13 protein-coding genes and 1 riboswitch are annotated in these 12,218 nt (G+C 65.2%); of the genes, 5 read left to right on the top strand and 8 right to left on the bottom strand.

Going from position 1 to position 12,218, the window contains the following annotated elements; translation table 11 throughout:
- Window positions 1–65: 65 nt before the first annotated feature.
- Both AC5RU9_RS19100 and AC5RU9_RS19095 read left to right on the top strand, forming a co-directional pair.
- Window positions 66–1,466: an MFS transporter gene (locus AC5RU9_RS19100; RefSeq protein WP_494017689.1), complete on the top strand. Its 1,401-nt coding sequence runs from the start codon at window positions 66–68 to the stop codon at window positions 1,464–1,466.
- Between the two features lie 499 nt (window positions 1,467–1,965).
- Window positions 1,966–3,684, top strand: coding sequence for a DEAD/DEAH box helicase (locus AC5RU9_RS19095; RefSeq protein WP_494017688.1), 1,719 nt, complete (start codon window positions 1,966–1,968; stop codon window positions 3,682–3,684).
- 73 nt (window positions 3,685–3,757) lie between these two features.
- On the opposite strand, the gene AC5RU9_RS19090 is transcribed toward AC5RU9_RS19095, so the two are convergent.
- From AC5RU9_RS19090 to AC5RU9_RS19070, 5 genes are all read right to left on the bottom strand, one after another.
- Window positions 3,758–4,408 carry an MBL fold metallo-hydrolase gene (locus tag AC5RU9_RS19090; RefSeq protein WP_494017687.1) on the bottom strand — a complete coding sequence of 217 codons (651 nt, stop codon included), beginning with the start codon at window positions 4,406–4,408 and terminating at the stop codon, window positions 3,758–3,760.
- 9 nt (window positions 4,409–4,417) lie between these two features.
- Window positions 4,418–5,416 (bottom strand): aldo/keto reductase, encoded by a 999-nt coding sequence (locus AC5RU9_RS19085; RefSeq protein WP_494017686.1) that lies wholly within the window; start codon window positions 5,414–5,416, stop codon window positions 4,418–4,420.
- A gap of 92 nt (window positions 5,417–5,508) precedes the next feature.
- Window positions 5,509–5,910 carry a DMT family transporter gene (locus tag AC5RU9_RS19080; RefSeq protein ID WP_494017685.1) on the bottom strand — a complete coding sequence of 134 codons (402 nt, stop codon included), beginning with the start codon at window positions 5,908–5,910 and terminating at the stop codon, window positions 5,509–5,511.
- Between the two features lie 2 nt (window positions 5,911–5,912).
- Window positions 5,913–6,227, bottom strand: a complete 315-nt coding sequence (locus tag AC5RU9_RS19075) for a DMT family transporter (RefSeq protein ID WP_211713729.1) — start codon at window positions 6,225–6,227, stop codon at window positions 5,913–5,915.
- Between the two features lie 9 nt (window positions 6,228–6,236).
- Window positions 6,237–6,302: riboswitch (guanidine-III (ykkC-III) riboswitch) on the bottom strand.
- Window positions 6,303–6,358: 56 nt separating this feature from the next.
- The gene (locus AC5RU9_RS19070) at window positions 6,359–6,979 is read right to left on the bottom strand and encodes a HutD/Ves family protein (RefSeq protein WP_494017684.1); all 621 of its coding nucleotides are present in this window, start codon (window positions 6,977–6,979) and stop codon (window positions 6,359–6,361) included.
- A gap of 97 nt (window positions 6,980–7,076) precedes the next feature.
- Between AC5RU9_RS19070 and AC5RU9_RS19065 the strand changes: the two genes are divergently transcribed.
- From AC5RU9_RS19065 to AC5RU9_RS19055, 3 genes are all read left to right on the top strand, one after another.
- Entirely contained in the window at window positions 7,077–7,673 is a 597-nt protein-coding gene (locus tag AC5RU9_RS19065) for a phosphoribosylanthranilate isomerase (protein ID WP_494017683.1), read from the top strand.
- Between the two features lie 96 nt (window positions 7,674–7,769).
- Window positions 7,770–8,219 (top strand): SRPBCC family protein, encoded by a 450-nt coding sequence (locus AC5RU9_RS19060; RefSeq protein WP_494017682.1) that lies wholly within the window; start codon window positions 7,770–7,772, stop codon window positions 8,217–8,219.
- Between the two features lie 93 nt (window positions 8,220–8,312).
- The gene (locus AC5RU9_RS19055) at window positions 8,313–8,714 is read left to right on the top strand and encodes a YccF domain-containing protein (RefSeq protein ID WP_211713733.1); all 402 of its coding nucleotides are present in this window, start codon (window positions 8,313–8,315) and stop codon (window positions 8,712–8,714) included.
- On the opposite strand, the gene AC5RU9_RS19050 is transcribed toward AC5RU9_RS19055, so the two are convergent.
- From AC5RU9_RS19050 to AC5RU9_RS19040, 3 genes are read right to left on the bottom strand one after another with little or no spacing between them, the layout of a single operon-like run.
- Complete coding sequence (locus AC5RU9_RS19050; protein WP_494017681.1) at window positions 8,711–10,444, bottom strand: sialidase family protein; 1,734 nt, start codon at window positions 10,442–10,444, stop codon at window positions 8,711–8,713. The genes AC5RU9_RS19055 and AC5RU9_RS19050 overlap by 4 nt on opposite strands.
- 10 nt (window positions 10,445–10,454) lie before the next feature.
- A complete protein-coding gene (locus AC5RU9_RS19045; protein ID WP_494017852.1) occupies window positions 10,455–11,210 on the bottom strand; it encodes a 2-phosphosulfolactate phosphatase in 756 nt (251 codons plus the stop codon).
- A gap of 5 nt (window positions 11,211–11,215) precedes the next feature.
- Window positions 11,216–12,085, bottom strand: a complete 870-nt coding sequence (locus AC5RU9_RS19040; protein ID WP_494017680.1) for a DUF4031 domain-containing protein — start codon at window positions 12,083–12,085, stop codon at window positions 11,216–11,218.
- Window positions 12,086–12,218: the final 133 nt, after the last annotated feature.

The following is a 12,218-nucleotide window of genomic DNA, read 5'->3' as shown; positions in this document are numbered from 1 at the left end:
ACCTTGCTCCGAGAAGGGTGTGGTGGATTGACCTCAACATTAGTTGAGGTTCTAGGGTAGCGTCCATGACCACTGACACCCCAACGGCCGGGATACTCGGCCGTCCATACCTGCTTGCCACTGTGGGGGCTTGCGCGCTCGTTTTCCTTAGCGCGTTCGAGTCCCTCGCGGTGACCACCATCATGCCGCTCGTGAGCCGCGACCTGGATGGAGCCAGCCTCTATGCGTTGGCGTTCGCCGGCCCGTTGGCTACCGGCGTGATGGGCATGGTGGGCGCGGGAAACTGGTCCGACCGTCGCGGTCCTACGGCGCCGCTTTACTCCTCCGTGGCGCTTTTTGTCCTCGGCCTACTGATTGCCGGCACCGCAGGGTCCATGGAGATCCTGGTGCTCGGCCGGCTGGTGCAGGGCCTCGGTGGCGGCGCGATGACGGTCGCGCTGTACGTGTTGGTGGCGCGCGTTTACCCGCCCGCGCTGCACCCCAAGATCTTCGCGGCCTTCGCGGCGTCCTGGGTGGTCCCTTCGCTGGTGGGCCCCTTTGCCGCTGGCGTGGTCGCCCAGCTGAGCAGCTGGCACTGGGTTTTCCTGGGCGTCGTGGGCCTGGTTGTTCCGGCGTTGCTGATGGTGGTTCCCGCAGTGCGCGGAATGAACTCCGAACCCCCAGCCGACCCCGTCCCGTGGGCCTTCGGCCGGATGGGGTGGGCAGCCCTTGCCGCCGCCGCCGTCCTGGGACTGAACTTGTCCGCAGAGGTGCCGGGCGTGGGCGGGGTGATAGCCGTCGTCGCGCTTGTCCTTGCCCTGGTGGCCTTGCGACCTTTGGTGCCACGGGGGACGCTCACCGCCCAACGGGGTTTGCCCAGCGTGATCCTGGTCCGTGGGCTGGCGTCGGCCGCGTTCTTCGGCGCAGAGGTCTACCTGCCGTACGTGTTGACTGAGCGGTATGCGTTCACGCCCACGTTCGCTGGTCTGACGCTGACGGGGGCTGCGCTCGCCTGGGCGGGGGCGTCGGCGATCCAAGGCCGGTTGGGTTCACGGCTGGCTGACGACCTCGCCATCAAAATCGGCGCCTCGCTGGTCCTGGTTGCCATTCTTTCGACCTTGGTGACGGCGGCGTTCGCCCTGCCCGCAGCGGTAGCTATCGGCGGGTGGATCCTTGCCGGCGGTGGGATGGGGCTCATGTACCCGCGACTCAGCGTGATGACCTTGGCCCTCTCCACGCCCGGGAACCAAGGCTTCAACAGCGCGGCCATGTCCATCTCCGATTCCCTCGGAGGCGCGCTGTCCCTCGCCGCGACGGGACTCGTCTTCGCGGCCTTCACGACGACGAACTCCTTTGCGGGGGTCTTCGCACTGACGGCGGTGATCGCCGTCGTCGGGGTCGTCATAGCGCCGCGGGTCGCCGCTCGCTCAGGCTCCTCCGATCCCCGGGGCGCCGCCGACCCCCAACCCGAACTCACGCGCCCCTGACATGTTGTGAGGCCTGGTGAGCAGGGTATTCCGCCCGCGTACCGTGTTGAGCGGGCCTCGCAACGCACCCCTGACACGTTGTGAGGCCTGGTGAGCAGGGTATTCCGCCCGCGTACCGTGTTGAGCGGGCCTCGCAACGCACCCCTGACCCGTTGTGAGGCCTGGTGAGCAGGGTATTCCGCCCGCGTACCGTGTTGAGCGGGCCTCGCAACGCACCCCTGACCTGCCCCGATGCGAGGGTGCCGGCGAATCACTGCTAAGATGGGGTTTACTTGATGTGCGGTGACGCCCTGAAGCAGGTGGCCTGAACGGCTACGCGGCGGGGCATTTTTCATGTGAGAGGCACATCCTGCGTCGATGAACGCGTTCCATTTGGTCCCGGCCACCGCTGTTGAAGCGAATCGGTAGACCACCTGACTTTTCCTCGGCGAACCCCTGGCCCAACCGGCGTCGGGGGCCGATGTCCGCAACTGGACACCGCCCGAAAGACATGAAGTTTATGACTACTTTTGCTGCCCTTGGCACGCCCAAGCCCATTGCTGAATCCCTGGCCGCAGACGGCATCGAAGAGGCATTCCCCATCCAGGTGAAGACCCTCCCGGACACCCTCGCAGGTCGCGACGTGCTGGGCCGTGGCCGCACCGGTTCCGGTAAGACCATCGCTTTCGCCATCCCGCTCGTGGCCCGCTTGGCCGAGCGCGAAGCAAAGCATTTCCGCAAGCCGGGCCGCCCCATGGGCCTGGTCCTTGCACCCACCCGTGAACTGGCAACCCAGATCAACGCCACCATCGAGCCGTTGGCTAAGGCCATGGGCCTGAACACCACGGTCATCTACGGCGGCATCTCCCAGGCACGCCAGGAAAAGGCGCTGCGCGCCGGCGTCGACATCGTCATCGCCTGCCCGGGCCGCCTCGAAGACCTGATCCGCCAGCGCATCCTGACCCTCGAAGCCGTCGAGGTCACCGTGCTGGACGAGGCAGACCACATGGCCGACCTCGGCTTCCTCCCCGTAGTCAAGAAGCTCATGGACATGACCCCCACCCAGGGTCAGCGCCTGCTCTTCTCCGCGACGCTGGACAACGGTGTTGACAAGCTGGTCAACCGTTACCTGTCCAACCCGCTGACGCACTCCGTGGACGATCCCCAGGCCGCTGTCACCACCATGGAACACCACGTCCTGGTGGTCAACGACCAGACCGTCAAGAAGCAGCTCATCGTTGAACTGGCCTCCGGCGCCGGCCGCCGCGTCCTCTTCATGCGGACCAAGCACCACGCCCGCAAGCTTGCCAAGACCCTCACCGACGCCGGTATCCCCGCCGTCGACCTTCACGGCAACCTGTCGCAGAACGCCCGCGACCGCAACCTTGCCGAGTTCTCCAACGGTGACGTCCGCGTCCTGGTGGCCACCGACGTCGCAGCCCGCGGTGTGCACGTTGACGACGTCGAACTCGTCATCCACGTGGACCCGCCCACAGAGCACAAGGCATACCTGCACCGCTCGGGCCGTACGGCCCGCGCCGGTTCCGATGGCACCGTGGTCACGCTGACGCTTCCCGAGCAGCAGAGCGACGTCAAGAAGCTCATGAAGGCTGCCGGCGTTGATGTTTCGTTTGAACGCGTTACCGCCAACTCGCCGCTGGTAGCCGAGCTTGTGGGCGACATCGCCGACAAGGTCGATCCCCGCACCCGTGCAGCTCTCCTCGCGGCGAAAGCCCCGCAGGGTGGCGGCACCTCCACTGGCGCCAACGCACAGCGCAAGCGCGCACGCCGTTCCACCCAGGGTGCACCCACCGCGGGTGGCCGTGGTGGTCGCAACGGACGTGGCAAGGTTGCCGCTGAGCCGGTTCGTACGGACACCAACCGCGCGGATCGCCGTGCAGCAGCGAACGACGACGTCGCCCGCAGCTCACGCGGTCGCGGCAAGGCTGCCTCCACTCACCGCAACGACGTTCCCGGCTCACAGGGCCAGAGCGGCCGCAGCGGTCGTCCGGCTACAGGTCAGCGCTCAGCTTCGGCTCCGCGCACGGCGTCCACTACCTCGACGCGTACCGGCGGAAACAAGGCCGTATGGTCCTCCGCTACGGGTGCCACGTCAGGTGGATCCTACGGTTCGGGTTCCGGCAACTCCGGTCGCGGTGGCTCCGGTGCGGGTCGTCCGGCACGCAGTGGTCCTCGCCGCGCGTCGGCTCCGGCTTCGAACGAACGTCGCGGCCGCTAATCTCTGGCGTTGCGAGGCCCGCTCTGCAGGGTTTTCCTGAGGATTACCCTGCAGAGCGGGCCCCACAAGTGCGCTACCACCCCCGGGCGCGCCACTCCTCAAGGTGTGGCCGCTCGGCGCCAAGTGTCGTAGGCAACCCATGGCCGGGGTGCACCAGGGTTTCGTCCGGATAGGCGTCGAACAGTCGTTCCGACACGTCGTTCAACAGTGAAGTGAAGCGTGCAGGATCGTTCTGTGTGTTGCCGACGCCACCCGGAAACAACGAGTCCCCACTGAAAATGTGGGCTGGCCCGTCCAAATCCTGGTAAACGAAAGCGATCGAGCCCGGGGTGTGTCCACGCAGGTGGACCGCCGTGAGCTCGAAGCCCTCGAACCGCTCCACGTCCCCGTGGCCAAGACGGACATCCACCGGAACCGGCAACGCATCGGCGTCGTCCGCTCCTGCGGAAGTGCTTGCGCCGGTAGCGGCCACCAACTCCTCCAGCGCACGGACGTGGTCCCAGTGCTGGTGGGTGGTAGCGATCCTCGCCAGTTTGGTGGCAGTCGACGAATCAGCGGCGCCGTCCTCCAGAAGCTGCTGAATGGCCGGAAGGTCGTCGGCGGCATCGATCAACACTTGGGCACCTGTGGACTTCGAGGTCAACAGGTACACATTGTTGTTCATCTCGCTGACCGAAATGCTGCGGATGGTGACATCACGGGATGAGTGAATAAGCGAATCCATCGGTTCAGCCTACGTCGTTGCCTCACGGCCCTGCGACACCCAGTTGGGGTCGGCAGAGCGTGAACCCACGACGGCGGCCGCAGCTTGGTCGAGTACCTCAAGTTGTGCGGTTCCCAGTTGCAGGGACAGTGCCCCCAGGTTCTCGTCGATCCGGTGCGTCTTGCGCGTACCGGGGATGGGAACCACGGAAATCCCAAGGCGCTGACCTTGGGCGAACAGCCAAGCCAGGGCTACCTGGGCCGGAGTTGCATCCAGCCCACTGGCTACCTCGCGAACCGCGGCCACTACGGCCTGGTTCGCGTCCAGTGCCTCGTTGCCAAAACGGGGGATCTTGTGGCGGAAGTCGTTCTCGCCCAGGTCGCTTGAGTTGATGGTCCCGGTGAGGAATCCCCGGCCCAGCGGCGAATACGGCACGAACCCAACGCCAAGCTCCTTGGCTGCGGGAACAACGTTGAGTTCAACATCCCTGCTCCAGATTGACCATTCACTCTGGACCGCGGCAATGGGATGGACAGCGTTGGCCTGCCTGAGCTCCTCGGCTGTCACTTCGGACAGTCCCAGGTGCCGGACCTTGCCCTCACGAACAAGCTCTGCCATAGCCTCCACGGTTTCCACTATCGGAACGCGGAGGTCCCGGCGGTGCATGTAGTAGAGGTCAATCACGTCAGTGTCCAGGCGGCGGAGGCTCGCTTCCGCCGCCTGCCTGATGTAGGGCGCATCCCCGCGGACCCCCGTGTAACCGTCCGCGGGGTTGCCCTCAATTCCAAACTTGGTGGCAACCTGGATCTCTTCGCGGCGCTCTTTCAGGAGCCTGCCCACGAGTTCTTCGTTGCTGCCCGCGCCATACACGTCTGCGGTGTCGATGAACGTAATACCGGCGTCCACTGCATGCCTGAGTGTTTGCAGGCCCTGGTCCGGGTCGATTCCGCCGTACACCGGGGTCAGGGCCATTCCGCCGAAACCGAGGGGGCTGACCGTGAGGCCGTCGCCGAGCTGAACTGCAGTCATGAACTTCTCCAATGCGCGTTGGGTTGCTCTTGAAGGCGTGAACCCACTGGTCCGCTTGGGTATTCCTGCGGGCGGAGTGAGAGGCTGCGCGCCTACTCTGCGTCCGCCACAGGCTTCTCGGTGGGGAGGGCCTTCAAACCAGCTGCGCAGCCAACAATCCCCGCGATGAACAGCAGTTTCAGCGGGCTCGCGGATTCCACGCCCGTGATCATGGCCCAGCCCACGGTCAGTGCCGCGCCGATGCCCACCCACACGGCGTAGGCGGTGCCGAGGGGAATGCGCTTCACCGCGATGCCCAGCCCGAGCATGCTCAGAACTGCTGTAACCGCGAAGACCACGGTGGGTGCGGGTTGCGTGAAGCCGTTGGAGAGGCCCAAAGCTGTGGCCCACACGGCTTCGAGGATGGCCGATGCCAAGAGGATGGCCCAGAAGATGCCGTTGCCGGAAGTGCCGGAAGTGCCGGAGTTCCTGATGTTTTCAGTGTTCGCGGTCATGGCTATGCCACCACCTTCAGGCCGACAACGCACGCGCCTATGCCGGCGAGCAGGAGCAGCCGGGCCGTCGTCGCGCGTTCGACCTTGGTGACCATGGCGTACGTCGCCGTCAGCACGACGCCGACACCAACCCACACCGCGTAGGCAGTGCCTGTGGGAATGGATTGCATGGCGATCGCGAGTCCGGCCATGCTGGCAATCACGGACACGAGGAACACCACTGTGGGAACGGGTTTACGGAAGCCCTTGGAGCGGTGGAGTGCTGCGGCCCAGACGGCCTCAAGCGCACCGGAGAAAATGAGAATTAACCACGACATGACATTTCCTTTGGCCAGTCTTGTCGCGTGCCGGGTACTGAACCGTCGTCCGGAGGTTCCAGAGCGGAACCTTCATTTCAGGCTAGCAACTCCCGCGCAGGGTGGCCACTTCTGGTGGTTAAGGTCACCAGTTACGGTTCGACGTGGTCGATCGAGATCACTGCCACGAAACCCCTGCCCGAGATCTCCGGGCTGCGTGAGTCGGAGCCCACGACGGTGTCGTAGCGGGACAACTCGACAGGTTCGCCGTCGCTGGTTGCCGGGGCGTCGCCGTCGGACTCTTCCTCCACAGCGGCACCGGGAGCAACAGTCGCCTTGCCCTCCAACAGGACAGCCAACTGGCCCTCGAAGACTGGATGTGCACGCTTCTTGGAAATTTCGACAATGGACGTGTAGCCCTTGAAAGCGTCGGTGCGGGCTATGACGTTGAGGTCCCGGACGTCGCCCGTGGGAAGCGTGGCCGCGGACGCGGCTTCGCCCGAGAACCGGAACGGCCTGTACTTCTCCAGCGGGTGCTCGGAGCCGTCGACTGTGAGGAGCAGCAGTTCGCCGTCGATGATGGTGATGACCCGCTCCATGCCCGGAAAGGTGGAGAACTCGCCGGCTTTGGCGACGTCGGCGATGCTGACGCGCCAATCCCACGCGCCGTCCTGTGCCGAAGCGGCCTTGGGATGGCTGGCGAGTTCGCGCGTCACCCCGCCTCCGTTGCGCCACGGTTCAGGACGGATGTCGGCAAAGCGGATGATCTCCATTCGACCAGCCTAGTGGTGGACAGCGCTTCTTCGTTGACGATTCGGCTTGCTAACGTCATATGTGGAAAACGTTGCGAGTATGGCTGGAGGCGCGGGAATGTTCGTCAAAGTGTGCGGTCTGAGCACGCCCGAGTCTGTCCGTGAAGCCGTGGACGCCGGTGCGGACGCAATTGGTTTTGTCCTGACCGCCAGCCCCCGCGAAGTCAGCCCAGACCAGGTGCGGGTTCTGTTGCCGTTGGTCCCTCCTTCGGTCAAGGCCGTTGGGGTGTTCCGTCACGAGTCCGCCGCTGATGCTGTGGAAATTGCCCGCTCCGCCGGGCTCGACTGGGTCCAGTTGCACGGGCACCGGACCGCCGACGACGTCACTACAGTGCACGACGCCGGGATGCGGCTCATCCGGGCCGTCACCATGGGTGCGGGCCAGGACGAGTTCGCTGATCTGGGCGAGGAAGTGTTCCTGGTCGACGCCGCAGTACCGGGGTCAGGCGAGGCTTGGGATTACGCGTCCGTGCAGGAGAAGGGGCTTGATGGCAGGAAGTGGCTGTTGGCTGGCGGCCTCGAGCCCGGAAACGTGGCCTTCGCTGCTACCGCGGCCGGCGCATGGGGCGTGGACGTTTCCTCGGGTGTGGAGGCATCGCGGGGCGTGAAGGATCTGGCGAAGATCCGCGCGTTCGTTGAAGCCGCCAAAGCCTGACGCCCGCATGCGGGGCATCCAAGATGTCACTGCCACCCCCTAGACTCGCTCCAACAGCAGGTCCACCGCCGAAACACGGAAACCAGGAGCCACGCAATGAGCACGGAACACTTCACCTTGACCATGATCCGCGAGTTCGACGCTCCCCGCGAGAAAGTCTTTGAGGCCTGGATGAACCCGGATCTGCTCACGCAGTGGTTCGGGCCGGTGGACGTGGACGCTCCGCGCGAGAAGATCGTCATTGAACCCAGGGTCGGCGGTGCCTGGCAGGTAGTGATGGGGTGGACGGACGAGGATGGCCGCCAGGAAGCCCCCATCGAGGCCGTTATCAAGGAATTGGATGCACCCGCATTGCTCGTCTCCACGGCGAAGGCGGCTCCCGACGCCGATCACGAATTCGAGGAAATGCGTCTCGAGTTCGAGGACCTCAATGGCCGGACAAGGATGCACCTGACGCAAAGCCCGTTCGCTTCCGAGGATTGGGTTGAGATGACCCGCGAAGGCTGGGGCACGTCCTTCGACAAACTGGATGAACTGCTGGCCTGAGCTCCGGGCCGGGAGGCGCGGCGCTATAAGTCAGGGAAGATTCAGGGCAGACCCCTAGGCGTTTTGTCTGACCCACAGGGGAGAATGAGGACTATGAAAACGATCCTTAACGTCATTTGGCTTGTCTTCGGTGGGTTCTGGCTGGCCTTGGGCTATTTCGCAGCCGGCATTATTTGTTGCGTGCTCATCGTGACCATACCCTGGGGCATCGCCTCGTTCCGGATCGGCGCCTACTGCCTTTGGCCTTTCGGGCAGATGGTGGTTGAGAAGCCCGGTGGTGCAGGGGTCTTCGCGCTTCTCGGAAACGTCATCTGGTTGCTGGTTGCGGGCATTTGGATTGCCATCGGCCACGTGCTTACAGCCTTCGCCATGGCGATCACCATCATCGGAATCCCGCTGGCGATCGCCAACCTGAAGTTGATCCCGGTCTCGCTGATGCCGCTTGGCAAGCAGATTGTGCCCACCAACCAGCCGTTCGTCAGCACCTACCGCTAGGACACCTCTACGGCGCCGGTGCGCAGATCGAAACTGAACGTCCGATCCAAGCGCACCGTGCCCGCAGAAGGTCCGGACCCGTCGTCGGCCTCTACGGCGAAGACGAGGTCCAGCGTTTCCCGGCGCAGGTCCGAATCGGTGATGGTGTATGTCGGTGTGAAGTACAGTGCGTGGCCGCCGGGCGGCATGGTCGTGGCGGGGAAATCGTCCGCGTTGCCGTGCGGGCCAAGAAGCTCGACGCCGGTAGCCGCCTGTGTGCCGACGTTGGCCACCCGTCCGGTGAAGGCGAGGATGTCCCCGGCCTTATAGCCGGGGATGATGGCGCCGTAGTTCAGGTCCTGGGCTTCCCGTGTGCCCAAAACCTGGTCCTGGTCCGTGTAGCCCTGGCCAATTTCTTTCCACGTTTGGACGTCCCATTGGCCGTCACTGTCGGAAGGAACCACATGAAAGTCGCCGGCATTCTGCCAGATTGCGGGACGGCCGGGAGTGATGGAGCGCAGTTCCATGTGGAAGACCAGGCCGCCAGCTTCCGTCGCGGCCGGAGCCTGGGCCGCGGCCGGAACCGGGGCGGCTCCCGGACCCGGCCAGTCACCCAGCTGCTGCGTCAGTTGCCCGGCGGGGATCGAAGCAAAGACAATCTCCCGATACCCTTGCCGTTCGTAGAGCACCCCAACATTTCCGTCGGGTAGCCGGGTAACGGTCGAGTACGCCGAGCTTCCGGGGCACACCATCAGCCTCGCGGGCCACGTGGCGCCGTTGTCCGGGGAGAGGCTCAGCACGGTATTCCGGCGAAGATGCGGCTCCTGGTTGTTGCTCGCGATCAGCCACCGGAAGGTGTCCGGCTGGGAAGTGCCGGGCACGGCGAAGGAAGCTACGGATGGAAGTCCGTCAAAGCGGGCAAGGGAGCCGTTGTCGCTCGGGTCCGGCAGGTCGGCGACGGGCCGGAGCGGACTCCAGGAAAGTCCGCCGTCCTTCGACACGGCATACAAGCGGTGGGGCGTAGCCCGCGAGTGGAGGAGCAGCCGGCCGTCGTCCAGGCACACAACCTTGTTTTCGTTGGGTCCTATGCCTGAAAGACCAGGGCCGATCAGCTCTCCCAGCGTCCAGTTTTCACCGTGATCGTCGCTGAACGCGGAGGCTGCCATGATGGCGCCGTCCACCAGCAATACGAACTGCTGAACCAGGCGGCCCTTGTAGGGGCCGGTATGCATCTGGATTCCCTGTCCTGCGGCCGCGAACAGCCCGGTGATCCGGCCTGTTTTGAGCTGGGCGGTGAGCCGGCGGTGCTGCCAGGTGTCGCCGTCGTCGTCTGAGTAGCTGAGATCGGCGTGCTGGATGTCGTCGTCGGGTTCCATGCCAGGGACCGCTTCGAAGAATCCAGCATGCGTTCCCGCCGCGTGGAACATGAAAATACGGCCCGTCTCGGCGTCGACCAACAAGCTTGGATCACCGAAGCCCTGGAGCCCCGATCCCGTGCGGACCACCTGCTGCGGGTCCCATGTGTTCCCGTTGTCGTAGCTGCGGCGCAGGAGGAGGTCGATGGGGTTGGGCAGGTCGTCCAGGTTTGGCCGGCCGTCGTAGGCGGCCAACACCGTACCTCGGGTGCTTACGGCGAGTGCCGGGATGCGGTATTGGCGGTATCCACCCACCCCACGGACAGCCAGGACGTGCTCAACCGAAGGCTCCGCGAGTGGAGGATGGCCCTGTGATGGCTGGAGGTAGGAGGTCATACCTCATAGCTTAGACGCCTTGAAAAGCCCCGTCCCTCAGGAGAGCCACAGTAGAGCTGGCGTCCAGCCCGGCGGCGATCTCGACGTCGTCCGCGTATCCGGCATCCATGAGTTCCCTCCCGCTGGAACACCCGCGCAAAACGGCGGCGAGCTGCGGTTCTGCGGCGTCAAAAGCCGCCGCCGCTGCCGCCGCCTCCGGGGAGAAATTGTGCCGCCCGGCCGCTGCGAGTCCGGCAATGAACGCGCCAGCCCCGAGCTGGTCTTCCAAAGCCGGCCGCAGGGCTCCGTGGGCCCACTTCTCACCCGCTGCGATCACGGCGATGACCGCGCCCTCGGGCAGGGTGGAGTGGACCCAGTCGGCTGTCGCGGCGGCGTTGCGAAGCGACACCGCCACCACCTGCCGGGCCGAGGTCGCGAGCTCATGGCTGATCGCGGAACCATTGGGGGAGGGCAGCACCACCCGGTCCAACACGTGGGCGGTTCGAAGGCTTGCGGGGGACAAGCTGAGGCCCTCCGACCCCCTCGCCCCCGCTAACGCAGCCCTGTTATGGGCGGCGAACTCGCTGGCGCCCGCATCCCGCTGAGGGTACGGAAAAACCAGTGCCCCGCGATCCACGGCGACACTCACGCACGTGGTGAATGACAGGACGTCAACCACTACCGCAAGGTCAGCTCCCGGAACAACCGACCGGGCGCCGTCGAGGCCCCATTCGAACCGTACCGAGTACGGCAGTTGACGTTGCGGCGCCCCGGGGTCGCTCAGCATGCTGTTCACGCAAGTTCGCTGGCGAGGTTCCGGCGGGCAGCTTCGAGCCACAGCGCCTTGGCGCGTTCGCCGTGGAACAACGGCTCCAGGCCCAGCAGGTGGCGTACGACGGCGGCACGCCCCTTCGCGAAGTCGTCGTCGCTGACGTGGGCGTAGTCCTCGCGGACGGCGGCCAGGTAGCGTGCGTAGGATCCTTCGTCACCTCCGAGTACGGAGAGGTCGGCATCGCAGAGGAGGGCGCCGGCGTGGTCGTCAGGTTCGGGAGCGTGCGTGGAGGTGAGCCGGACGAGCCGCGCAACTTCGGCTACATCGTTAGGAGCCAAGCCTGCCTCGGACAGTCGGGCCTCAGCAAGGAGGGCGGACTCTTCCTCGTCCTGACCGGCCACGCCCTCATAGACGGCGTCGTGAAACCAGGCCGCCAGGGACACTGTCCGGGCAGGGAGGGCCGGCTCCGTGAGGGTGTCCAAGGCTTCGAGGACCGCTAGCAGGTGGGTGCGGCTATGGTACTTCCGGCCGTCCTCTCCCCAACGCTCCAGCAGCTCAAGTCCCAGGGTTTCGTGGCCGGGGTAAATGCTGTTCCAACGCTCCATCAGCGGCACGGTCAATGCCTTGCTCCGCTCACGGGCCGGGATGCGGAGCCCGCTGGCGATGAGTTTGCGGACCAGGATCCGTGCTTCCACGGGGATGGCGCCGGCTGCGACGAGGTCGTCGTAGCGGCGTTCGGGGACGTCGTAGTGATCGCCGTCGAAGGCCCGCTCCGGAACTCCGGCAGCGGCCGCGAACGCGTGGAGCTCCGTCAGTGACGTGTCGGATACGAGGTGTGAGAAAACGGTCCCGTGGGCCGGCCAGAGTGGTGGATCGACGTAGATGGCCATGGCCAAAGTGTACCGAAACGATCCTTCCCAGCTGCCGGTCATCAGGACGTCTACCGCCGTGCTTGCCGTCCCGGAAAAACGGGCGTCAGTGCCCGTGTTGTTCACGGCAACTGGGAAGGAGCGCAGGGAACTG

Source organism: Arthrobacter sp. B0316-5-4 (assembly GCF_059090325.1).
Note: the sequence above shows the minus strand (reverse complement) of the source record. Positions and strands in the feature narration are given on the sequence as shown.

Bases quoted from the DNA above. Each gene is read 5' to 3' on its own strand.
- AC5RU9_RS19060 (WP_494017682.1), top strand. From the start codon at position 7,770: ATGAGCACGGAACACTTCACCTTGACCATGATCCGCGAGTTCGACGCT.
- AC5RU9_RS19045 (WP_494017852.1), bottom strand. From the start codon at position 11,210: ATGCTGAGCGACCCCGGGGCGCCGCAACGTCAACTGCCGTACTCGGTA.
- AC5RU9_RS19070 (WP_494017684.1), bottom strand. From the start codon at position 6,979: ATGGAGATCATCCGCTTTGCCGACATCCGTCCTGAACCGTGGCGCAAC.
- AC5RU9_RS19055 (WP_211713733.1), top strand. From the start codon at position 8,313: ATGAAAACGATCCTTAACGTCATTTGGCTTGTCTTCGGTGGGTTCTGG.
- AC5RU9_RS19050 (WP_494017681.1), bottom strand. From the start codon at position 10,444: ATGACCTCCTACCTCCAGCCATCACAGGGCCATCCTCCACTCGCGGAG.
- AC5RU9_RS19085 (WP_494017686.1), bottom strand. From the start codon at position 5,416: ATGACTGCAGTTCAGCTCGGCGACGGCCTCACGGTCAGCCCCCTCGGT.
- AC5RU9_RS19090 (WP_494017687.1), bottom strand. From the start codon at position 4,408: ATGGATTCGCTTATTCACTCATCCCGTGATGTCACCATCCGCAGCATT.
- AC5RU9_RS19100 (WP_494017689.1), top strand. From the start codon at position 66: ATGACCACTGACACCCCAACGGCCGGGATACTCGGCCGTCCATACCTG.
- AC5RU9_RS19080 (WP_494017685.1), bottom strand. From the start codon at position 5,910: ATGACCGCGAACACTGAAAACATCAGGAACTCCGGCACTTCCGGCACT.
- AC5RU9_RS19075 (WP_211713729.1), bottom strand. From the start codon at position 6,227: ATGTCGTGGTTAATTCTCATTTTCTCCGGTGCGCTTGAGGCCGTCTGG.
- AC5RU9_RS19040 (WP_494017680.1), bottom strand. From the start codon at position 12,085: ATGGCCATCTACGTCGATCCACCACTCTGGCCGGCCCACGGGACCGTT.
- AC5RU9_RS19065 (WP_494017683.1), top strand. From the start codon at position 7,077: ATGTTCGTCAAAGTGTGCGGTCTGAGCACGCCCGAGTCTGTCCGTGAA.
- AC5RU9_RS19095 (WP_494017688.1), top strand. From the start codon at position 1,966: ATGACTACTTTTGCTGCCCTTGGCACGCCCAAGCCCATTGCTGAATCC.